This is a genomic window from Maricaulis sp., from assembly GCF_017643475.1.
In the GTDB taxonomy this organism is placed as follows: Bacteria; Pseudomonadota; Alphaproteobacteria; order Caulobacterales; family Maricaulaceae; genus Maricaulis.
In genome coordinates, this window is sequence record NZ_JAEPNI010000002.1 from 387196 (window position 1) to 407946 (window position 20751).

Consider the following 20751-nt stretch of genomic DNA (forward strand, 5'->3'; position numbering starts at 1 on the left):
AGGGTGACTGCCAAAACCGCCCATATATACAGCGGGGCCGGAACCGCAATGGCGACAAAGAGCCACGGGGCCAGCGGTAAATAGCGTTCGAATTCGTTTTTCATCTCAGATCCCGTTGAAGACAGCCAACGCCAGAAGCGCCAGGAAAAGCGTACCCAACCCGATCGGAAAGGCCGCGCGGGCAGCCCGAATGATTTCGGTTTCCATACGGTCAGCCGGCGTGTGCCCGGCCCGGGCCGCGAAACGGAAATTCTCCCGTCACAGGCTCGCATAGGCGAAAAACCAGAACAGCGTGAACCCGCCCGCGAACAGCCTGACTATCGTCATCAGGATTTGCATATCCACCCCCATAACTAATATTCTAATTACCGGTTTCAAATGTCGCGTGCAATACTAATATTTCATATGCATCTTTAATGAGCTGACCATGCGACTGACCCTGCACACCGACTATGCCCTGCGATTACTGATGATGCTGGCAGCCCGCCCTGGCGCGCGCGTCACGGTTCCCGACATGGCCGAACGAAACCGGATTTCCCGCAATCACCTGATGAAGGTCGCCCAGGCGCTGGTGAAGGCTGGCTATGTCAGGTCTATCCGGGGCAAGGGCGGTGGCCTGGAACTCGCCAGAGAGCCCAGCGAGATTTCCCTGGGCGAAGTCGTGCGCGAGATCGAGCCCGATTTCTCGTTTGCCGAATGCCATCCACCACGCACAAGCAATTGCTGCCTGCTCCCGGTTTGCGGCCTCAACGGAATACTCAGCGAAGCCGGTCGGGCCTTCCAGGCCGTCCTGGACCAGTACACGCTGGTCGATCTCTTGCTGGATCCGGCTCGGGCGCGAGATATCATCGCCCTGCCCGCGGAATAGAATTCAGGGCTTCCTTCACTGAAAGCACAGGCGGCCGCACCAAAATGCTGCAGCGCACAAGTTAACGCTAGCACTCGCCAACCATCTTTGGCACGCTATGCTCCAGCACAAGGCCGGGAGGGCACGGATCGATGGGAAACTCGCTGGACAACAAGCAGAACCTCTACAGCACGCTGCGTGCCCATGCCGACCTCATCGCGACCAACCCCCAGACCAATTCGGTTTTTCGTTTGGCTCAGGACCTGTTCTTCGGGCTCGGCAAGGATGAAACCGCACCTGCCAGGCTGGTTGAACTGGCGCAAGAGATCGGCAGCGACCTTACGCGTTCGCGCGCTCAGCGGCTGCGCGAACAACACAGGCTGGATAGAGACGACCCTTGGCATGCACTCGAAGGCAAGCTGGATACGCTTGCCCGGGATTTTGAACTCCTGCGGGCCACGGTCGAGAAACCGCTCGGAGGTCTGGTCTTCACAGCCCATCCGACCTTTGCCTATGACCCGGCGACCTATGACCAGTTGGCCGCGTTATCTGTTGGCGAGCTAGGCGCCGACTCAGCGCTTAAACCCTCCCGGCCGCGCACCTCGGTCACTCTGGATGACGAACACTCTGCGACCCAGGCCGGCATCGCCAACGCCCAGGCCTCCGCCCGCAACTACCTCTCCCGCGTGCTCACCAAGGCCAGGGATGCCTACCCTGATGACTGGCACACACTGCGCCCCAATGCACCGAGCATCGCGTCGTGGGTGGGATATGATCTGGACGGCCGCTCCGATATCAGCTGGTCAAAATCCTTCGCCAATCGCTTGAGAGAAAAAGCCGAGCAGCTCGATCGATATTGCACCGCGCTGGACAGTCTAGCGCATTCCGCACGCTCGGAACTGGGCACACTTCGCGACGATCTCAGCCGGGCACTCGCGCTTTCGCGCCGTGAAGCTGCAGCGTTCGATGCCGCCGGGGACGACCTCGCTGGCCAGGTCGAGGCAGCCAACCTCCTCACCACGGCCCACCCGGATCGCATTACCGATCTGGAGCGGGCCCGTGAGATATTGAGGACCGCAGCTGCCGACGCAACACTCGACGACCAGGCCCGTCTGGACTGTGCTATTCTGGCGGCGGAAATGCAGAGTTATGGCCTGGGCACCGCGCGCATCCATCTGCGGCTCAACGCCATCCAGATCGGCTCTGTCATCCGCCGCGACCTCGGCATCCAGCCCAATGATGCGCAGCTGGGCCGGGTCGCTCTGGAAACGCTCAATGAACGCGCCGAGAATATTGAGCCGGTCGCGATCAATTTTGGTGATCTCGTCACCGAACAATCCACCGCTCGGCGCCAGATGATGTTGTGCGCGCAGATCCTCAAACATGTCGACGCGCACACCCCGATCCGCTTCCTGATTGCAGAGAGCGAAAATCCGGCAACCGTCATGGGCGCGCTTTACCTGGCCAAACAGTATGGGGTTGCCGACCATCTCGACATTTCACCCCTGTTCGAGACGCCGGCCGCCCTTAAAAACGGTGGTCGCTTCATCACCCGCCTTATCCGCTCAAGTGCCTTTGCCGATCATGTAAAGACACGCGGCCAGCTGAGTGTGCAGTTCGGCTTCTCCGATGCTGGACGTTTTATTGGCCAGATTGCCGCCGGAATGGCGATCGAGCGAATCCAGAACCTGATCGCGCAGTCGCTCGCCCGGGAACTGCCGGGCATCGCGCTTTTGGTCTTCAACACACACGGGGAATCCATCGGCCGCGGCGCCTATCCCGGCAGTCTGAAAGACCGGCTGGATTATGTCCTGTCCCCCTGGACACAAGCCCGCTGCGCCGCCAAGACAATCGCCCTGCGCAATGAAGTGTCCTTCCAGGGCGGGGACGGCCTGTTGCATTTCGCACGGCCACAGCTCTCTGACAGCACCGTTGCGACGCTTGCCGTTCACGCACTGACGACACCACCCCTGCCCGATGACCCCTTTTATAGCGACACTAACCTGGTCTGGGACGTCTATCGCGAGATCCGGGACTGGCACGAAGACCTGTTCGAAAATGAAAACTATGCCGGCCTGATCAGTGATCTGGGCCCGGGGTTTCTCTGGCAGGCCGGCTCGCGCCCGACCCGTCGCGCCAAAGCGGGCGGTCCGCGCACCCTGCGCGCGATTTCCCACAATGCCATCCTGCAACAGGTTGGCGTGCCGGTGAATTCTGCCTGTGGCTTCGGATCAGCCATGCCATCGGAGCGCGACGAGCTGGTCAGTCTCATCAACCGTTCCGACCGCATGCGCCAGCTGGTCGACCTGGCCATCTCTGCACGAATGAACACTAGCGTACCGGCCCTTCGGGGTTATGCCGAGGTGTATGCGCCCAGCCTCTGGATTGCGCTGTCCAAACAACAATCCGATGAAGTGCGGCACGCGCGCATCCGGGTTGCCGACGAGGTTCGCCGAGGAGGCACAAGTCATCATGTCCAGAATTGCGCAGACCGTTTCTCTGTGGACCTCGGCGAGTTCGACGAGCTGATAAGCCGGCTGGATGAACCACGGCCAATTGATGCCCGGCATGAGGCGAGGATTCCGATCCATGCCCTGCACGCCCTTCGCCAGGGCGCCATGTTACGGGTTCTGGAAATCGCCGGGGCGCTGCCCGCCATATCCGCGCGTCATGGTTATGCCGTGGGCGATATTATCGCCCTTCTGCTGGACATGCGTCTTCGTGAGGCCATTGCAATGCTGTGCGAGGCTTTCCCGTTGTTTGCCGGCGAGACCGAATTGCTGGACCAGCTGACCGAGACACGCAGCCAGGCAGGCTGGCAAGGTGATTACAGCGACATCCGGTGCAGCGTGATCGAGCCGCTAGAAGCCCTCGCGGAGCTGATCGAGACCGTCTCGGTAGAGCTGCCCCAGGCCTATGCCGCTTACGGATAGAGGCAGACAACCTCTTCTTCATCTTGCCCTGCTAGACAATCGCGCTACCCGCCGTCGGATGGTCAACTACCAAGGTATCGATGTTCACTCGCCTGGCTTCCAACAACACGATCTTCCTGACCGGGGTCTTTCTGCTGGTCCTGCAGACGCTCTACGGCCTCTACTGGGCCTGGCATGACATCTCCGCACGGCTTGGCCTGTGGCAGGACGAAGCGGTCGCCCAGGAATTCCTGGCATCCCTGACCTTCACTCAGGAGTTCTTCTTCTTCAGCCATGTCACGCTGAACATCATCGCCCTCCTCCTGCTTCTGCGTCGCAGCCGGTTCGTACTACCGGTGTTTGTTGTCTCATTCCTTTTTGACCGGATCGACTGGGTAATGATGACCAACCACACCCTGTTCAATAACCTGTTCGATGGCAGTGGCCTTACCATGGCCTCCTTCACGGTCCAGGCCTTGATCATCACGGTGTTGACCATTCTGACCTTCGACATCGGAACCGACCCGTCCGACGATCGCCGCGCCTAGCGCTGAAGGCTTTTCCGCCTACCCCAAAACCGCCCGGATCTAAAAGCGATCCGTCGACAATGGCAGGGCTGTTTCATGCTTGACCGTGTCGAGCACGAACACCGTCTGGAAATCTCGCACGCTTTCATAGGTCGCCAAGCGTTTGAGGACAAAATTGGCCAGCGCCTGGTTATCCGGTGCGACGACCTTGAGCAGGTGATCATAAGTCCCGGCCACGGAGTAACATTCCAGCACCCAAGGTTCGCGGTCGATGGCTTTCTTGAACACATCGCTGGCGGCCTCGATGCGCTGATCCAGGCTGACCTGGATGAAGGCCGTGACGTCAAACCCGGTGGCGTGGCGCGCGATCTCGGCGCGATAGCCGGAGATAATGCCGGCCGCTTCCAGTGACCTGACCCGGCGCAGACAGGTTGTCTCGGACATGTTGGCGCGGCGGGCCAGTTCCACCATAGCAATGCGTCCTTCGTTTTGAAGCACGGACAGAAGCCGACGATCGTCTGCATTCAAACTCATGGTGATTTCCTCCGAGATATTGTCAATTTTTGCTTATATTCTTCCATTTTGGAAATTGAAAACACAAAAAAGACGGAATACAGCGAAACGCTGATGGTATTCCTCCACAATAAAATGGAGAAAAACATGTCAGCAACCGAAGACTTCAAAGTAGGCGAGCGTGGCGAAGGTCTGCCGGAGATCACCCAGTTCGAACCCAGCCCGTTCAAAAAGGGCCGCCCGCCGGAGCCGCTGCATTTCGAGGTCAATATCGTCGCCGAGGCCCATGAACGCCAGAGGAAGAGCGGCGTCGTGCAAGTCAACATCCCCGGTTTCAGCCCCGCCAAGCTGTACTGCGATGAACAAAAGCCGGTCGGTGACGACACCGCCCCGCCTCCACTGGCGTATTTCTCGGCCGGCATCGCCTTTTGCCTGCTGACCCATCTCAGCGACATCCTGACGGCGCGCAAGATCGACATTACCTCGATGAAGATCGAACAACGTATCCGCTTCAAGACCAATCTCTCGACCATGCGCGAGCTGGGTTATCCCACTGAGGGCGCCTGTGACGGCATTGAGAGCCATGTCCTGATCGACAGTCCGGAAGACGCCGCCACAGTACAGAAACTGCTGGAAGAGGCCGAAGGTGCCTGCATGGCCCACTTCGCTCTACGCAATCCGCTGCCATGGATGACGCGCCTCGTTCACAATGGTGTCGAACTGGAAAAGCGCGAAGGCGTCGGACCGGAAGAGACCATCGCGGCGGAATAGTCCTGAAGTTGGTTTGGGGTGGGCGTCCGGCGTCCGCCCCGAACCGGTCGCCTCCACCTGAAGGCACATAGGCCCAGATTTACAATTAGCCCGCCATTAATTGCATTATACTACTGTTCGCAAACTGATTCATTTCAGCCTGTGAGTGGGAGCCGCCAAAATGACGCACGACAATTTACACGATCCGGAGGCGTCGCGTCTGCGTGCCATCGTCAGCTCCATCACGGAATGCATCAAGAGTGTCGATCGCGATTGCCGACTGCTCGACATGAACCCTGCCGGCCTGAAAATGATCGCCGCCGACTGCCTCGGTCAGGTCGAGGGACAGTCGGTTCTGAACCTATTGCTGCCCGCGTATCACGACCAGTTCCGTGACGGTGTCCGGCGGGTGTTCGAAGGCGAAACTGTCGACCAGGAATTCGAAATCCAGGGCCTGGACGGGACACGTCGCTGGATGCACCAGATGGCGGTTCCCTATTGCGACCCCAGAGGCAATGGTGAAGTAACCGAAATGATCGCGGTGACCCGCGATGTCACCAGCCGCGTCGCCGCGGAACGTGCCAAGTCCGTCTTCCTCGCCAATATGAGCCACGAAATCCGAACGCCCATGAATGGCGTACTGGGTTTTCTGGAATTGGCCAAACACCGTGAAGACGGCACTTTGTTTCCGGATGAGATCTCGTCCATGCACGCTTCGGCTTCGGCGCTTGTGGTCTTGCTCAACGACATCCTGGACATTTCCAAGCTGGACGCGAACGCCGTGCGCATCACGCCGCGCCCCTGTGATGTGGCCAAGCTGACGGATCAGGTCACCCACCTCTTCTCGGCCCAACTGAAATTCTCCGATGTGGAACTCGGCGTGGACATCGACCCGGCGGTCACTGGACAGTTCAATGTTGATCCGATCCGGCTGCGCCAGATCCTGTCCAACCTGGTCGGCAATGCCATCAAGTTCACCGAACAGGGCCGCATTGATGTTCGCCTGCGCCCGGAGGGTGTCGACAAGCTGCGGTTCGAGGTCGAGGACACTGGCATTGGCATCAGCGAGGAAGACCAGGACCACGTATTCAAGCGCTTCGCCCAGGCCGACGAGACGACGACCCGGCAATATGGTGGTGCTGGGCTGGGGCTGTCGATATGCAACAAGCTCTGTGCGCTCATGGGCGGCAGTATGGGAGTGACCAGCACATCGGGCAGCGGTTCGACCTTCCAATTCACTATCGCCGCTGCAAGGGTTGCTGAAACCGAGACAACAGAACCTGTCTCCAACGCGTGCGCGGGCGAAACCCTCGAGGTCCTGGTCGTGGACGACCAGCGTATCAATCTCACCGTAGCCAGCGCTCTGCTCAACCAGCTCGGCCACGCCACAACAACCGCGGACGATCCGGAAGTCGCCCTGCGGCTGACCGACGAGAAGGCTTTCGACCTCATCCTGATGGACATCCAGATGCCGCTCTGCGACGGAATTGAGCTGACCAAAAGGATTCGCGCGAGCGAAGGCCCGAACACGACAACACCGGTCATCGCCTTTACGGCCAGCACCATGCAGGAAGAACGTGACCGATATGCCCGGGAAGGCCTCAATGGATGCCTGGCCAAACCAATTGAGATGCGCAGCCTCACCGCCATGCTGGAAGAATTGCCTGCCAAGGCTGCCACCGGCCGGAAACGCTTCATCGCTTGACGGCGCGGCCCCCTGCAACAGTCCGCAATCACTTCGGCACGCTCTAGGCGTCGCCTAAGCGCGCCGAGCATGGTGACACTGTCTGCGTGAGAGTCCGGCTCAGGCAACGTCAGTTCAAGGGACCAATCAGGCGGGTGGCTCAGGCTGAGTTGATCGTACTTTCTGTGCGGATCTCCGGCTCGACTTCAGCGCCCTCGCCGCGCCCCGCTCTCCCAGGCGGCTAGACAGGTGTGAGCGTCAAGCCACACAGGAGAAGATTTCCCGCCCTCCTTGCCAAAGATGTTTTGACTCAACTCTGAGTGAAGGACATGATCCGAAACTTTGAAGTTAATACTATATTATGCGGGCAGCCGACGCTCGCCATTTTCTCAAGGGGGAAACAATGAAAATCCAGAACTTCAAATCGGCTCTGATGGTTATGGCGTCCGTTTCGACGCTCGCCTTGGTCTCAACAGCAGCTCACGCGCAGGAGGATGGCGCGTCCGAGGAACGCGAACAGCTCACCGTCCTCGGCTCACGCAACACACAGGCACGCTCGGCCACGGATTCGCCGGTTCCGATCGATGTCATCTCGCGCGAGGACTTCAACTCTCTCGGCAATTCCGCGGACCTGACCGACAATCTCCGCAATCTGGTGCCGTCCTACACGGCGACGCCCGCGACAGGTGACGGCAGTGCCTTCATTCGTCCGACATCGCTGCGTGGCATGGCGCCCGACCAGACGCTCGTCTTGGTCAATGGCAAACGCCGCCACCGCTCTGCGCTGGTCCAGTTCTTCGCGCCTGCAGCTGGTAATGGTGCCCACGGCCCCGATGTCGGCATGATCCCGGGCCTTGCGCTCCAGCGGGTGGAAGTCCTGCGCGATGGTGCGGCCGCTCAGTACGGTTCCGACGCCATCGCAGGCGTCATCAACTTCGCCGCTCGCGAAGACCGTGAAGGCGCAGAGATCGTCGCCCAGTATGGTCAGTTCTACGACGGCGAAGTCAGCTACCGCGTCGCCGGTAATGCCGGTTTCCCGCTCGGCGAAGAAGGCTTCCTGAACATCACCGCTGAATACACCGACAACGAGGCACTCTCGCGCGGTATCCAGCGTCCGGATGCCCAGGCCCTCATCGATGGTGGCACGCCGGGCGTCGGCGCAGACAGCCCGTTTGGCGATGCGCCGCTTGTCCAGACCTGGGGCCGCCCGGAAACCAGCGGCCTGCGCACGTTCTTCAACGCCGGCATTGATATGGGCGGCGGCACCGAGCTCTATGGCTTCGGTAATTATGCCGAGACCGAGGGTCGCTACCGCTTCTTCTACCGCAACCCGAACCACTCCTCGCTGGTACCGCTGCGTAATGCCGGTTTCACGGGACTTCAGGCGGGTTACACCCCGTTCCTGGACGGTGATCAGACCGATTACAGCCTTGTCGGCGGTCTGCGCGGTGAGAAAGACGGTCTTGGCTTCGACTTCAGTGTCGGTTTTGGCCGCAACGAGCTCGACTACTTCCTCAACAACACAATCAACCCGTCGCTCGGTCTGTCCGGTGGCCAGCCGGCCCAGCGCGACTTCGACGTGGGTGGCTATGAGCAGGAAGAGCACAATTTCAACGCCGATTTCTCGCGCGCCCTGGGCGACAACATGAATCTCGGTTTTGGTTTTGAATGGCGCAAGGAAACCTACATCGTCGTGGCAGGCGAGCCGAATTCCTACCAGGGTTCCGGTTCCAACGGCTTTGGCGGTATCCGTCCGGAAGATGCCGGCGATTTCGAGCGTGAGAACACCGCGCTCTATGTCGATCTCGAGCACGATGTCAGCGACAATTTCCTGATGCAGTATGCTCTGCGTTACGAGGACTTCTCTGACTTCGGCGAGACGCTGAACGGCAAGATCGCGGCTCGCTACAATGTCTCTGACACCCTCACCCTGCGCGGTGCGGTGTCCACGGGCTTCCACGCCCCGACACCGGGTCAGGCCAATGTTCGTACGACGATCACAACGTTTGACGGAACGACCGGCCTGCAGGTCGAGGAAGGCCTTGTGCCGGCAACCAACCCGCTGGCGGTCCTCGCCGGTGGCGCGCCGCTTACCGAGGAAAGCTCGGTGAACTACAGCTTCGGTTTCTCCAACCAGTTCGGACAGGCGACGTCGTTGACGGTCGACTTCTACCGCATCGAGGTTGATGACCGGATCTATCGTACCGGCGACATCCAGCCGCAAGGCCCGACCGGTCCGACCATTTCCTTCTACACCAACGCTCTGGACATCGAATCCCAGGGTGTGGATGTGGTACTGACCTCCGGTTTCGACTGGTCCGGCGACATGAATACCGACGTGACCCTGGCCCTGAACTACAACAAGCTTGAAGTTGTCGGCCAGAGCCCGGTCGGCGGCGTCAACCCGGTCAGCGATGCAACGATCGAGGATATCGAGAACAACTATCCGGAGCTTCGTTTCGTTGCCACGGCGAACACCTATTTCGCCGAGAACTGGAACCTGCTGGTGCGTGCCAATTATTATGGCGAGCACTATGACGAGCGTGGCACGATCAACGGTACGGCGGGCAACCGCTCGGCCCTGATCGACCAGACGATCTATTTCGATGCCGAGCTCGGCTATGACGTCTCCGACAGCATGCGCCTCGTCTTCGGTGCAACGAATATCTTCGACAGCTATGTCGATGAAATTCAGAATGACGGCACGTTTGCCAACCGCATCAGCGTTGGCCTGCCCTACCCGCGCCGTAGTGCCGCGAACTATGAAGGTGGTTCCTGGTATCTGCGTGCGACCAAGCGTTTCTAAGAACCGCTTCGCATAAACTGAGGAAAAGCCGGCCAGTCTTGGCCGGCTTTTTCTTTTCCCGATCGCGAAAGCCGGCATTCAGGTCACGTTCAACAGCACGCCGCTTAAATCCCCTCATTACACAGGGGTCGCACCATGTTGAAATTCATCCTCATCACCGCCAGCTTCGCGATGCTGGTCACGGGCATCGTCATCAGCTGAAACCATAGCAATTCGCGACGGAACACCGCCGGCAAGCATGGCTGCCGGTATCGGACCCATTATTCGAGAGAGAAGTGGTGGCGAGGGAGAGACTTGAACTCTCGACCTCACGATTATGAGTCGTGCGCTCTAACCAGCTGAGCTACCTCGCCACGAGGTTTCCCGACAACGGGAGGGTGGCATATACGCAAACCGCCCGCGGCTGGCAAGACGCGGGCGGTGCTAGATTTCAGTTGGTTGCAGTTAGGCGGTGCGAACCTCGGTCAGGAACTGCTCGACAGACCCCTTCAGATCCTCGGACTGACGCGATACCGCGAGCGATGCCTCGAGCACCTGGCCGGCGCTCTGACCCGTCTCCGAGGTCGCCTGATCGACTTCCTGGATATTGGCGAAGACGTCACGCGTACCGTCTGCTGCTTCCTGGGCAGAGCGGGTGATCTCTCCAGCGGCAGCACGCTGCTCTTCCATCGCGGCAGCAATGGCGGTGGCGATCTCGCTCATCTCGTGGATCGTGGAACCGATGGAGCCCATGGCTTCCACGGCCGTCTGGGTCGCAGACTGGATGCCGGAGATGTGCTCGGAGATATTCTGCGTCGCATTACCGGTCTGTTCGGCCAGGGTCTTGACCTCGGAAGCAACGACCGCGAAGCCCTTGCCGGCCTCGCCAGCCCGTGCGGCCTCGATGGTCGCGTTCAGGGCCAGCAGATTGGTCTGCTCGGCGATATCATTGATGAGGCTGACAATGTCGTCGATCGACTTGGCCGCATCATTGAGACGCTGAACGTCAACATTGGTCTTCTCAACCTGGTCAACAGCGCTGCCGGCGATCTCGGTGGAGCGGGAAATCTGCTGGGAGATCTCGCCGATCGAGGAGACCATTTCCTCGGCCGCAGCAGCAACCGTCTGAACGTTCTGGGATGCGCCCTCGGACGCCTGCGCCACGGCGGCGGACTTGCCGGTGGTGGCAGCAGCAGTGGAGCTCATGGCGCGGGCTGCGGTTTCCATCTGACCGGCTGCGTCAGAAACCTGACCCAGAGCATTGGCAGAGGCTTCATCGAAGGCCTGGATGAGGCTTTCAACAGCAGCAGAGCGTTTCTCTTTCATGCGGCGCTCTTCCTCGGTCTCGGCTTCCAGGCGAGCACGCTCGATGGCGTTCTGACGGAAGACGTCGACGGAGCGGGCCATGTCACCGATTTCGTCATTGCCGGGCTCAAAACCCAGATTGACGTCGGAATTGCCCTCGGCCAGCGCTGACATGGTCGAGGCCATGGAGCTGATCCGCTTGAGCAGGATGGAGGATACATAGAACCAGGCAATCGCGACGGCGATACCCAGGCCGATGGCCGCGATAGCAAGCAGCAGGATCCGGCCGGTGGTCACGGCACCATTGGCCGCGGAGGTCGCATCAGAGACGCGCTCGCCGACCTGTTCCTTGAATGCGTTTACATTGGCAACAAGGGCCTCGGCAGAGATGCGCGCCTCTTCCGCGACAGTCTCTGCAGTTGCTTCAGCTGTCAGCTCGGATTTGCGCAGTTCGAAAATACCGCCCGAACCTTCACCAAAACCGATCAGTTGACCGGACAGGTCTCGCATTTCCTGTGTCGCGATCGGTCCGAGAATGGCCAGATTGACATCCAGTTCACCGACGGCTTCATCGAAATTGTCAAAGATTGCATCAACTTCCGCATTGGACGCTGCGGTCGCGACCTCGTTGAAGCTGATCAGGATCTGGTTGGCGGAAACCATGGCGCGCAACAAGCTTTCAATGTCAGCCTCGTCACTGGAATCCAGGGCACCTTCAATGGAAGACGCAAAACCGGCGCGGGTCGTTGTCGCGCGGCTCGTTTCGTAATTGCGGCGGTCACGGATCTGAAGGCGCTGTTCAACAACCTCGTTCATACCGTCTGCCACAGTCACCAGCTCGTCAACGGAAGTTGCCAGGGTTGCCGTTTCCTGTGCACCGGAGAGCGATTGCAGAACGGCTAGTTCCGACTGCAACGTATCGCGCAAGTCTGCGACGTGTGCGTAATTCTCCAGACGCGATTCCACCGTGGGAGAAAGCGCGAACGCCGGGAGTGTCTCGGCGAGGCGCTGGCTGGCTTCCGACAGTGAGCTGATCGCCTGTGTCTCCGGAATGGCCCGGTCCGCGATCTGTTCGACGGCAGAATTCGTAGAGTTGAAGCCGAAGACGCCAACCCCCGCGGCAATCAAAGTCATCGCCGCTGACAGACCAAAGGCTGCAAGCAGTCTCACACGGACACTGGAAGTCTTTTCCAAGAAGTTGGCAATAAAAGCATTCATAGTCTCGGCCCCTAACGGCAATCGAATCCGGACAGCAAAAAACAAGGCGACGCTAACGCGCCGCCGTAAATGAAGTGTTATTATTAATTTTGCTGATCGGTTCTTTTGCCGACAGGCCTAGTCTCGTTAAGACTTAACCATTGCTAGCAAGGCATTTACGCCTTCACTTAACCGCCAAGGTTAAAATCGAAGCGCTGCTGCATGCCGTCCGTAGCAGTTGCAGCCGGGGCGTAGGCCCAACCTTCGATTGCCCGGATAACTGCACGATCAAAGACACCTTCCGGATTGGCTTCGACAACCGTCGCGTTAGCGACCTCGCCGGTTTCCGTCACAGTGTATTCAACAACCGCGTATCCTTCGATACCGCGACGCTCGGCACCTCGGGGATAGCTCGGCGCTTCCACATTGGTGCGCTCGCGATCCTGTGCCATTGCCGGGGCAGCCGCAAAGCTCATTGCCGTCATCGCCGCCGCCATAAACATGATACCCGTCGTTTTCATCGACATTCCCTCATCCATTTACTGCTGGCACCGTGCGAGCTTATTCCCCGTCTTGCGTTGCCGTATACTTTTTCTCAAGGGCCGTTGCGACCCGACGTGATGGAGAATGACAAAAACCGGTTGCGAATTGCTTAAATCGATTCGCGAAATTCGAACGAAAGTGATTTTATGTTTCATAATTAAATCAATAACTTAAAACGTTCAAATTTTATCTATCAACGTTCTGTGTCAGAACGATACAAAATCCGCTCGAGATTACTGGTTAAGATTAACTTACCAGGAAATCACGATTTTTACGGACCGCCCCAAAAGCATGATTCCCGACCCTGCTCGCTTCGATTTCGACCCGCTCCTGGACTTCACAACCGACGTGCTGACAGCCGGCGGCTGCCGTGAGACCGATGCGCGCATCGTCGCCCGGCATCTGGTCGACGCCAACATGGTCGGTCATGACAGCCACGGCGTCGGCATGCTGCCCGCCTATCTCGCCCATATCAAAAAGGGACTGGTTGAACTGGACGCCGAGCTGGAATGGCTCAACCGCATGCCGGCCCTCCTTCAGGCGGACGCGAGGGGCGGCTGGGGCGCTCCCGCAGCCTACACGGCGCTGGATGAGGCCGCGGCCAGGGCCAGCGAGCTGGGTCTGTCCTGCTGCACCCTGGCCAATGCGCACCATCTGGGACGGATCGGAGCCTACGCCGAACACCTTTCGGCAAAAGGCCTGGCCTCCCTGCACTTCGTGAATGTCTATGATCATGCGCCGCTGGTCGCCCCCTTCCGGGGTTCTGACGCGCGTTTCGGCACCAACCCGATCTGCATCGGCTTTCCGGAAACCGCGAAAAATCCGCCCTTCCTGCTCGACATGGCCACCAGCATTATCGCGCTCGGCAAGGTACGCGTCGCGGCCAACAAGGGCATCACGGTTCCGCCGGGCACATTGCTCAACGACCAGGGCATGCCCACTACGGACCCATCCGGCATGGCCGGTTTCGAGATCAGGGGCGCCCTCACCCCGTTTGCCCGCCACAAGGGGTATGGCCTGGCCTATGCCAGCGAGATCCTAGCCGGCGTGCTGTCACGCTCGGGCACGATCCAGCCGCAGCACGAGCGTCGCGGCGGCATCCAGAACTCGATGTTCTCGATCATCCTATCACCGGCCGCCTTTGCCGAGACGGACTGGATCGACCAGGAAATCGCCGCGCTCGGCGAATACGTCACCCAGTCCCCGCCCATGGACTGGGACAGCCCCGTCCTCATCCCCGGAGCCCCGGAACGCGCCTGGCGCGGCAAGCGCGAGCGGGAAGGCATTCCCCTGGACGAGAAGACTGTGGACCAGCTGAACACGCTGGCTGAGGGGCTGGGGATCCCAGACCGCCTCAAGGGCGAGTGATCGACGCAGGTGTGGCCATCACAGCCGTCGGCGGGCACCAGGGCAAGCCGGAGCGAATTGATTAGTCTTGAACGGGCATAAGAGCGATGAATTCGGCGACGGAGATCGTGTCGGGAGTGGTGCCATCAGGCATTTCGATCACGCGAGGCCTCCTAAGCCCAACCCGGCCCTCGCTTACATGGAACTCCGAGAACGCATTCGTTGCAAACATACCGGATGCCTCCATACTGACGTAAAAGGGTGAGTCGAAGAATCCGAAAGGCCCTTCCATCAAGGGCATTGCGCGCAGTGGCGGGCACCAAGAAGTCTGCCGCATCAGAACCGGCCTGGCCGGTATTTCCTCGATCACGATGAACCGCTCGATAACGTCATTCTGAATCCCCCATCCACTGCACCGTGGGTCCAGCAAAGCGCGATAAAACTCTTCCGGATAAATCGTTGTCGCATTCAGATAGGAGCCGAGCTCGCCGACGAGGACCTCCTCGTCCAGCAAGACCTGTTCACCATCCATCCGGGCCCGCACCCGAATGACAGCCGCGCTTCGCTCAAGAAGATCGCGCAGCCGCAATGGCGGAAGCTCCTGCACCTCGCCGGCGAGAACATCTTTTACATATTCGAGCCAGGCATCATCATCGGCCACAGCGATATTCTCATATCCCACTTCGTACTGCAGAGGTCCAAACACCAGGTAGGACGCCCCCTCTGCAAACTCGACGCGGATTCGACAATCCGCACCCAGCCCGCCTCGCCCGCGACCATCCCAGAACGCCGCCGTCGTGTGCGCGTAGTAATTTCCCACCAGCGCTTCATCCGAGTGCCCGTTGGACGAAGCTGAATCAAATCGCGGATATGAGACCGATAGCGATTGAGGGCCATCTCCCTTGAGGTATTCGCGAAACTCCAACTCAAGCCCGGAACCGTCGGATGATCGTACGGCCACGGCCAGACCAATCCAGTCCGCATGGTGGATGGCATCATAAGGACCGAGCAGGCTGTGATAGTCCGCCGGCAAGTCGCAGGCCTCTGCCGGTGCCCCCATCGCGCCAGCAATCAGAGCACCACAAACCAGTCGGGAAAAACGCATCATCCACCCTCCGCACGGCAGAGTGGTATCAAGCGTGCGTTTAAAGCAAGCCCTTCACGCCGAACACGTCGAGCGTTTCGTCGTCAATGCGCAGCGGGCGGCGGGTGACGGAGGACAGGCGGCACCATTCTGTTGTGGCGCGGGCGGAGAAGCGCTTGGCGCCGGGTTTGCGGATATCGACATTGCGTTCAAAACGCGGGCCCTTGTAGGGGCCGAGCCAGGTGCGGATCTCGGCCGTTTCGCCCGGCTCGATCGGATCGCGGTATTCAATCGTGTGTTTCAAGGCAACCCAGACCTCCCCCGCCACACGCTCGGCGGGGCTGATGAGATGCCAGTGTGTCACCGCCATCTCCTGCACCCAGCGCAGATAGACGACATTGTTGACGTGACCCAGCTCGTCGAAATCCTCGGCCCGCGGCGTAATGGTCCGCATCAGCGCGGTTTCATAGGAGATACAGCCCACTCCCTCGCCGGGGGCGAGTGGTTTGTGGTCGATAATGCCGGTCACACCGATCTGGCCGTCGTCCATGTCATCTCCTCGTGTCTCGCACAGAGTCTTCTCACGCGCGCGCACGAGAGGGAAGTGAATGGGTGGTATTCATACCCCTCCGCCCCGCTACGCGGTGCACCTCCCCCTCAAAGGGGGAGGAAACGCGGCACTTCTTCTTCCCCCTTTGAGGGGGAAGTGGCTGGATCCGGATGAAATCCGGAAACAGCCGAAGGGGGCCTATTTTTTCGGTGCGGAGATATGGATCGGGTGGCCCAGCGCGGTCAGCGCCGATTCCAGGAAACCCTCGGTCAGGGTCGGGTGGACGTGGATCGTGCCGGCGATGTCTTCCAGCCGCGCGCCCATCTCGATAGCCAGCGCGAACTCGCCGGAGAGTTCCGACACATGCGTGCCGACGGCGTGGATGCCGAGAATGACATGATCACTCTCACGCGCGGTGACGCGGACAAAACCGCCATCCGTGCCCGCTTCCATGGACAGGTAACGTCCGGACGCCGCCAGCGGGAACTTGCCGGTGATGACCACCTCGCCCTTGGCCTTGGCCTCGTCCGGGGTCAGGCCGACGCCGACGACTTCCGGCTCGGTGAAACAGACCGCCGCGATGGAGACCGGATCAAAGACCCGCTTGTGGCCCGCGATCAGCTCGGCGACCATTTCGCCCTGGGCCGTGGCCTTGTGTGCCAGCAGCGGCTCGCCGACGACATCACCGATCGCCCAGACATTGCGCATGCCGGTGCGGCACTGGTCATCAACCTTGATGAAACGGCCATCGACCAGATCCAGCCCCATATTCTCGACACCCCAACCGTCCAGGCAAGCCTTGCGGCCCACGGCGACCAGGATCTTGTCGGCTTCAATGCTCTGGGTCTCGCCCTTGGCGTCTTCGTATTCCAGAACGGCCATGCCGTCCTTCTGCGTCATGCCCTTGGCCTTGCAGGAGAGGTTCACAGCGACCTTGTGCTTCTTCAGCCACATGGTGATCGGACGCGTGATTTCCTTGTCATAGAGCGGGAGAATGCCGTCAGAGGCCTCGATGAAGGTCACTTCGCTGCCCAGTTTGCGGAAGGCGATACCCAGCTCGAGACCGATATAGCCCGCACCAACGACAACAAGCTTCTCCGGCTTTTCGGAGAGGTCAAGCGCGTCGGTGGAGCCGATCACCTTGTCGCCAAACGGCAGGAAGGGCAGCTCGACCTCAACCGAACCGGTGGCCAGCACGACATGCTCGGCCGTGATCTCGACCTCGCCTTCGTCGGTGTCGACAACACAGGTCTTGGCGTCCCTGAACTTGGCCCAGCCGGAAATGTGTTCAACGCCCGCAGCCTTGATCAACTGGCCCACACCACCGGTCAGCTTGGAGACGATACCGTCCTTCCAGCCCACCAGCTTGCCCATGTCCAGCTTCGGCGCTTCGGCCAGCGAAATACCCAGCTCGTCCTTCTCGGCGTGTTTGGACATTTCCTCATACTTGGTCGCGGCATGGATCATCGCCTTGGAGGGGATACAGCCACGATTGAGACAGGTTCCGCCCAGACCGTGCTTGTCGACGATGATCGTGTCCAGACCCAGCTGGCCCGCACGAATAGCCGCCGGATATCCACCCGGACCACCACCAATGATGAGAACCTGGCACGAACGTGTCTGCATGGGGATGCTCCTTGGAATAAATGGCTGCGAAACCAATGAGGATTTGCGAGGCATTTAGCGTCTTGCGACGCAAAGGGAAAGAGCCGCGTCAGGATGCGCGGTTTTTCGACATAAATTGCCGCGCGAGCGAAACGAGGACAGAACCAACGACAAACACGGGCAGGCTGGTGAAAATGAGCATCGGCAAATGCTCAGGCGCCAGCCCGATATCATCGTGGAAGAACATCAGCGCAAACACGCTGACGGCCCACACGGCCAGGACGCTGACCAGCTGATCCCAAATCTGTTTGAACATGCCTCACTCCCTGCTGCGGACAGGACACGCCAGCGTCCTCCAGGTCAAGCATCCAGATAGTCGCACTGCAGCATTGGATATTGTATCCAATATTGCTATCTGGCATGTATGTCACGACCAACAGGAGCAGGGCCATGATCAACGGAAAACACCTCATCGCCGGACGCTGGACCGAAAGCGACCGCGTCTTCCTTTCCAGCCCCGCAACAGGCGAGGCTCACGAATTCTCCGTCGGCACGCCGGAACTTGTCGATGAAGCCTGCAAGGCGGCCGAACAGGCCTTCATGACCTATGGCTACAGCCCGGTGGCCACACGCGCTGCCCTGCTCAACGCCATCGCCGACGAGATCGAAACACGCGGTGATGACATCACCCGGATCGGTCACGAGGAAACCGGCCTGCCCGAAGCCCGTCTGATCGGGGAACGCGGCCGTACTGTCGGTCAGCTGCGCCTGTTCGCGAGAACCATCCAGGACGGTAACTATCTGGACCGTCGTCATGACGAGGCCCTTCCGGAGCGTCAGCCCGTGCCCCGCCCCGATCTGAAACTCATCCAGCGCCCGATCGGCCCTGTTGCCGTTTTCGGCGCTTCCAACTTCCCGCTCGCCTTCTCCACTGCAGGAGGCGACACGGCCGCGGCCCTGGCGGCCGGCTGCCCGGTCGTGGTCAAGGGCCACAGCGCGCATCCGGGCACGGCGGACATCATCGCCCAGGCCATACAGGCAGCCATCGAGACTGTCGGCGTCCATCCCGGTGTGTTCAGCCAGATCCAGGGCGGTGATCGCTCGGTCGGCACGGCGCTGGTCCGCAATGAATACATTCGCGCGGTTGGCTTCACCGGCTCACTGGCGGGCGGCCGCGCCCTGTTTGACCTCTGCGCAGCGCGCGAGGACCCCATCCCCTTCTTTGGCGAGCTGGGTTCGGTCAATCCGATGTTCCTTCTGCCCGAGGCCCTGGGCGCGCGCGGTGGGGCGATCGCGTCAGGCTGGGTCGCCTCGCTGACGATGGGTGCGGGCCAGTTCTGCACCAATCCGGGCATCGCCGTCGTCGTTGAGGACGATGATGCCGAGGCCTTCATCCACGCTTCCCTGGCCGAGCTGATGAAAGTCCAGGGCCAGACCATGCTGACTGACGGCATCGCCAGCGCCTATCGCAAGGGCCGCGATGGCGTGCGCCGGGCCCGCGGGGTGAAGGAGATCCTGTCCACTGACTGCGAGGCACGCGAAGCCACCCCCAACCTGTTTGTCGTTTCCGGCCAGGACTGGCTTGCCGACGAGACGCTGAGCGAGGAGGTCTTCGGGCCACTCGGCCTGGTGATCACGGTCCGGGACACTGATGAAATGCTGGTCATTGCGCGCGCGCTGAAGGGCCAGCTGACCTGCACGCTGCACATGGACACCGCCGATACCGACCTGGCCCGTCTGCTGATGCCCGTCCTGGAACGCAAGGCCGGACGCATCCTGACAAATGGCTTCCCGACCGGGGTGGAAGTCAGCGAGACGATGGTGCATGGCGGCCCTTATCCGGCCTCCACCAATTTTGGAGCGACCAGTGTGGGTACAATGTCCATCCGCCGTTTCCTGCGTCCGGTCTGCTATCAGAACATGCCCAGGGCGCTGTTGCCGGTGGAGTGGGAGAATGAAGCCGAAAGCGCGGTCAAGAGCGTGCGTGAATTGCTGCCTGCGGAAACGGACTAGGCCGGGCCGCGCAAGCGCAGCAGCTGGCCTTCAATCACCGCTGCCACCTGTTCGGTCAGGAAAGCCTCCAGCTCCGCTGGAGAACGCGGTGCCAGCGTCATCGAGCTGGCCAGGGAAACGAGGCCGTAACTCGCCCCCAGCGCCGAGAAGACAAGGTCGCGGCATATGCGAGCCTCGACCTCATCTCCCAACGCAAGTCGCGCCGAGGCCATGAGATGCTCCAGCATCGCACGGACCGCGGCTTCCAGCGCCGCCCCGTCGAACATCAATTCGCGCGGCCGCGACAGCATCAGCGCGTAGAGATGCGGCCGGGCCAGGGCAAAGCGGATGGAGGCGGTGAAGTCACGCTGCAGCCCCGCCTCCCCCTCTGCCCGCACAAGCTCGCAGAGGAGATCGCGAAAACCGTCCGCGGCGACTTCAGCCAACAGACGGTCGCGATCGGTGAAATGCCGATAGATCGCACGATGGTCCACGCCCACCCTGTTGGCCACAGCCCGCATGGTCACCGCATCCGGGCCGTCAGCCTCGGTGATCGCCAGCGCGGCCGCAACGGCCCCACTGCGCACCTCGCCGTGATGGTAGCGCTTGGCCACCCTAGCCGGTCTTCTTTATGTGCCAGGCTACCGTCATTTCCGCGCAGGTATTCTCGTCGGCATCCCGGAGATCGACATTGACGTCGAACACGACCTTGCCATCAGCGTGGAAGGCTTTCAGCGCTTCCTCTGCCGGAATGCTCGCCGTCGCGATTGCCGTGATATCGGTCTTGGCCGTCTTCACATACTTGATGGAGGCATTGGCCGCGACGGGACGCGCCGCCAGCAGCTGGTCCGCCATCACACCGCCCATCGCCGCACCGGACGCCGCCTCGCCCAGCGTGAACATCGCCCCGGCATGCATGGTCTGGATATGGTTTTCCACCTCGCCGCGCTTGGCCAGCGTGGCCACACCCCGCTCGGCCGAAACCTCTTCCAGCTTCACCCCGGTATAGTTCGCAAACGGCACGCTGGCAGCCATGTGCTGCTTGATCATTTCAAAGATTTCCATCGATCCAACCTTGTTATGTCACCATTGGTGACATTGGGTATAGAG

17 protein-coding genes and 1 tRNA gene are annotated in these 20751 nt (G+C 60.3%); 8 read left to right on the forward strand and 10 right to left on the reverse strand.

Annotated elements, in window-relative coordinates; genetic code table 11:
- Nucleotides 1-427: 427 nt before the first annotated feature.
- From JJ889_RS09195 to JJ889_RS09205, 3 genes are all read left to right on the forward strand, one after another.
- Nucleotides 428-868 (forward strand): Rrf2 family transcriptional regulator, encoded by a 441-nt coding sequence (locus JJ889_RS09195; protein ID WP_291894120.1) that lies wholly within the window; start codon nt 428-430, stop codon nt 866-868.
- Between the two features lie 131 nt (nt 869-999).
- Complete coding sequence (locus JJ889_RS09200; protein WP_291894121.1) at nt 1000-3780, forward strand: phosphoenolpyruvate carboxylase; 2781 nt, start codon at nt 1000-1002, stop codon at nt 3778-3780.
- Between the two features lie 80 nt (nt 3781-3860).
- Nucleotides 3861-4307: a hypothetical protein gene (locus JJ889_RS09205; RefSeq protein ID WP_291894123.1), complete on the forward strand. Its 447-nt coding sequence runs from the start codon at nt 3861-3863 to the stop codon at nt 4305-4307.
- A gap of 39 nt (nt 4308-4346) precedes the next feature.
- Here JJ889_RS09205 and JJ889_RS09210 read toward each other — a convergent pair whose 3' ends face one another.
- A complete protein-coding gene (locus JJ889_RS09210) occupies nt 4347-4820 on the reverse strand; it encodes an Lrp/AsnC family transcriptional regulator (RefSeq protein ID WP_291894125.1) in 474 nt (157 codons plus the stop codon).
- A gap of 126 nt (nt 4821-4946) precedes the next feature.
- Between JJ889_RS09210 and JJ889_RS09215 the strand changes: the two genes are divergently transcribed.
- The 3 genes from JJ889_RS09215 (at nt 4947) to JJ889_RS09225 (ending at nt 10039) form a co-directional block, all read left to right on the forward strand.
- Nucleotides 4947-5570, forward strand: coding sequence for an OsmC family protein (locus JJ889_RS09215; protein WP_291894127.1), 624 nt, complete (start codon nt 4947-4949; stop codon nt 5568-5570).
- 160 nt (nt 5571-5730) lie between these two features.
- The gene (locus tag JJ889_RS09220; RefSeq protein ID WP_291894129.1) at nt 5731-7254 is read left to right on the forward strand and encodes an ATP-binding protein; all 1524 of its coding nucleotides are present in this window, start codon (nt 5731-5733) and stop codon (nt 7252-7254) included.
- A 382-nt stretch (nt 7255-7636) separates the two neighbouring features.
- Entirely contained in the window at nt 7637-10039 is a 2403-nt protein-coding gene (locus JJ889_RS09225; RefSeq protein WP_291894131.1) for a TonB-dependent siderophore receptor, read from the forward strand.
- A 276-nt stretch (nt 10040-10315) separates the two neighbouring features.
- On the opposite strand, the gene JJ889_RS09230 is transcribed toward JJ889_RS09225, so the two are convergent.
- The 3 genes from JJ889_RS09230 to JJ889_RS09240 form a co-directional block, all read right to left on the reverse strand.
- A tRNA-Met gene (locus tag JJ889_RS09230) sits at nt 10316-10392 on the reverse strand.
- A gap of 91 nt (nt 10393-10483) precedes the next feature.
- A complete protein-coding gene (locus tag JJ889_RS09235; RefSeq protein ID WP_291894133.1) occupies nt 10484-12541 on the reverse strand; it encodes a methyl-accepting chemotaxis protein in 2058 nt (685 codons plus the stop codon).
- A 167-nt stretch (nt 12542-12708) separates the two neighbouring features.
- Nucleotides 12709-13047, reverse strand: a complete 339-nt coding sequence (locus JJ889_RS09240) for an energy transducer TonB (protein WP_291894136.1) — start codon at nt 13045-13047, stop codon at nt 12709-12711.
- Nucleotides 13048-13354: 307 nt separating this feature from the next.
- Between JJ889_RS09240 and JJ889_RS09245 the strand changes: the two genes are divergently transcribed.
- Nucleotides 13355-14431 carry a malate/lactate/ureidoglycolate dehydrogenase gene (locus JJ889_RS09245; protein WP_291894138.1) on the forward strand — a complete coding sequence of 359 codons (1077 nt, stop codon included), beginning with the start codon at nt 13355-13357 and terminating at the stop codon, nt 14429-14431.
- 61 nt (nt 14432-14492) lie between these two features.
- Here JJ889_RS09245 and JJ889_RS09250 read toward each other — a convergent pair whose 3' ends face one another.
- The 4 genes from JJ889_RS09250 to JJ889_RS09265 all read right to left on the reverse strand — a co-directional run bounded on the left by JJ889_RS09250 (nt 14493) and on the right by JJ889_RS09265 (nt 17965).
- On the reverse strand, nt 14493-15518 hold the full coding sequence (locus JJ889_RS09250; protein WP_291894142.1) for a hypothetical protein: 1026 nt from the start codon (nt 15516-15518) through the stop codon (nt 14493-14495).
- 37 nt (nt 15519-15555) lie between these two features.
- Complete coding sequence (locus JJ889_RS09255; RefSeq protein ID WP_291894144.1) at nt 15556-16044, reverse strand: thioesterase family protein; 489 nt, start codon at nt 16042-16044, stop codon at nt 15556-15558.
- Nucleotides 16045-16242: 198 nt separating this feature from the next.
- Nucleotides 16243-17670, reverse strand: a complete 1428-nt coding sequence (lpdA, locus tag JJ889_RS09260) for a dihydrolipoyl dehydrogenase (protein WP_291894147.1) — start codon at nt 17668-17670, stop codon at nt 16243-16245.
- An 88-nt stretch (nt 17671-17758) separates the two neighbouring features.
- Nucleotides 17759-17965, reverse strand: a complete 207-nt coding sequence (locus tag JJ889_RS09265; protein WP_291894150.1) for a hypothetical protein — start codon at nt 17963-17965, stop codon at nt 17759-17761.
- 134 nt (nt 17966-18099) lie between these two features.
- Here JJ889_RS09265 and JJ889_RS09270 point away from each other — a divergent pair, with 134 nt between their 5' ends.
- A complete protein-coding gene (locus tag JJ889_RS09270; protein ID WP_291894152.1) occupies nt 18100-19662 on the forward strand; it encodes an aldehyde dehydrogenase (NADP(+)) in 1563 nt (520 codons plus the stop codon).
- Here the strand turns inward: JJ889_RS09270 and JJ889_RS09275 are convergent.
- On the reverse strand, nt 19659-20255 hold the full coding sequence (locus JJ889_RS09275; RefSeq protein ID WP_291894154.1) for a TetR/AcrR family transcriptional regulator: 597 nt from the start codon (nt 20253-20255) through the stop codon (nt 19659-19661). The two genes, JJ889_RS09270 and JJ889_RS09275, sit on opposite strands and share 4 nt — an antisense overlap.
- Before the next feature lies 1 nt (nt 20256).
- Nucleotides 20257-20706 carry a YiiD C-terminal domain-containing protein gene (locus tag JJ889_RS09280; RefSeq protein WP_291894156.1) on the reverse strand — a complete coding sequence of 150 codons (450 nt, stop codon included), beginning with the start codon at nt 20704-20706 and terminating at the stop codon, nt 20257-20259.
- Between the last annotated feature and the right edge of the window lie 45 nt (nt 20707-20751).

Excerpts from the sequence above, each read along its gene's own strand:
- JJ889_RS09280 (WP_291894156.1), bottom strand. The coding sequence starts at position 20,706 with ATGGAAATCTTTGAAATGATCAAGCAGCACATGGCTGCCAGCGTGCCG.
- JJ889_RS09225 (WP_291894131.1), top strand. The coding sequence starts at position 7,637 with ATGAAAATCCAGAACTTCAAATCGGCTCTGATGGTTATGGCGTCCGTT.
- JJ889_RS09210 (WP_291894125.1), bottom strand. The coding sequence starts at position 4,820 with ATGAGTTTGAATGCAGACGATCGTCGGCTTCTGTCCGTGCTTCAAAAC.
- JJ889_RS09240 (WP_291894136.1), bottom strand. The coding sequence starts at position 13,047 with ATGTCGATGAAAACGACGGGTATCATGTTTATGGCGGCGGCGATGACG.
- JJ889_RS09265 (WP_291894150.1), bottom strand. The coding sequence starts at position 17,965 with ATGTTCAAACAGATTTGGGATCAGCTGGTCAGCGTCCTGGCCGTGTGG.
- JJ889_RS09195 (WP_291894120.1), top strand. The coding sequence starts at position 428 with ATGCGACTGACCCTGCACACCGACTATGCCCTGCGATTACTGATGATG.
- JJ889_RS09205 (WP_291894123.1), top strand. The coding sequence starts at position 3,861 with ATGTTCACTCGCCTGGCTTCCAACAACACGATCTTCCTGACCGGGGTC.
- JJ889_RS09245 (WP_291894138.1), top strand. The coding sequence starts at position 13,355 with ATGATTCCCGACCCTGCTCGCTTCGATTTCGACCCGCTCCTGGACTTC.
- JJ889_RS09235 (WP_291894133.1), bottom strand. The coding sequence starts at position 12,541 with ATGAATGCTTTTATTGCCAACTTCTTGGAAAAGACTTCCAGTGTCCGT.
- JJ889_RS09200 (WP_291894121.1), top strand. The coding sequence starts at position 1,000 with ATGGGAAACTCGCTGGACAACAAGCAGAACCTCTACAGCACGCTGCGT.
- JJ889_RS09270 (WP_291894152.1), top strand. The coding sequence starts at position 18,100 with ATGATCAACGGAAAACACCTCATCGCCGGACGCTGGACCGAAAGCGAC.
- lpdA (WP_291894147.1), bottom strand. The coding sequence starts at position 17,670 with ATGCAGACACGTTCGTGCCAGGTTCTCATCATTGGTGGTGGTCCGGGT.
- JJ889_RS09215 (WP_291894127.1), top strand. The coding sequence starts at position 4,947 with ATGTCAGCAACCGAAGACTTCAAAGTAGGCGAGCGTGGCGAAGGTCTG.
- JJ889_RS09220 (WP_291894129.1), top strand. The coding sequence starts at position 5,731 with ATGACGCACGACAATTTACACGATCCGGAGGCGTCGCGTCTGCGTGCC.
- JJ889_RS09255 (WP_291894144.1), bottom strand. The coding sequence starts at position 16,044 with ATGGACGACGGCCAGATCGGTGTGACCGGCATTATCGACCACAAACCA.
- JJ889_RS09250 (WP_291894142.1), bottom strand. The coding sequence starts at position 15,518 with ATGATGCGTTTTTCCCGACTGGTTTGTGGTGCTCTGATTGCTGGCGCG.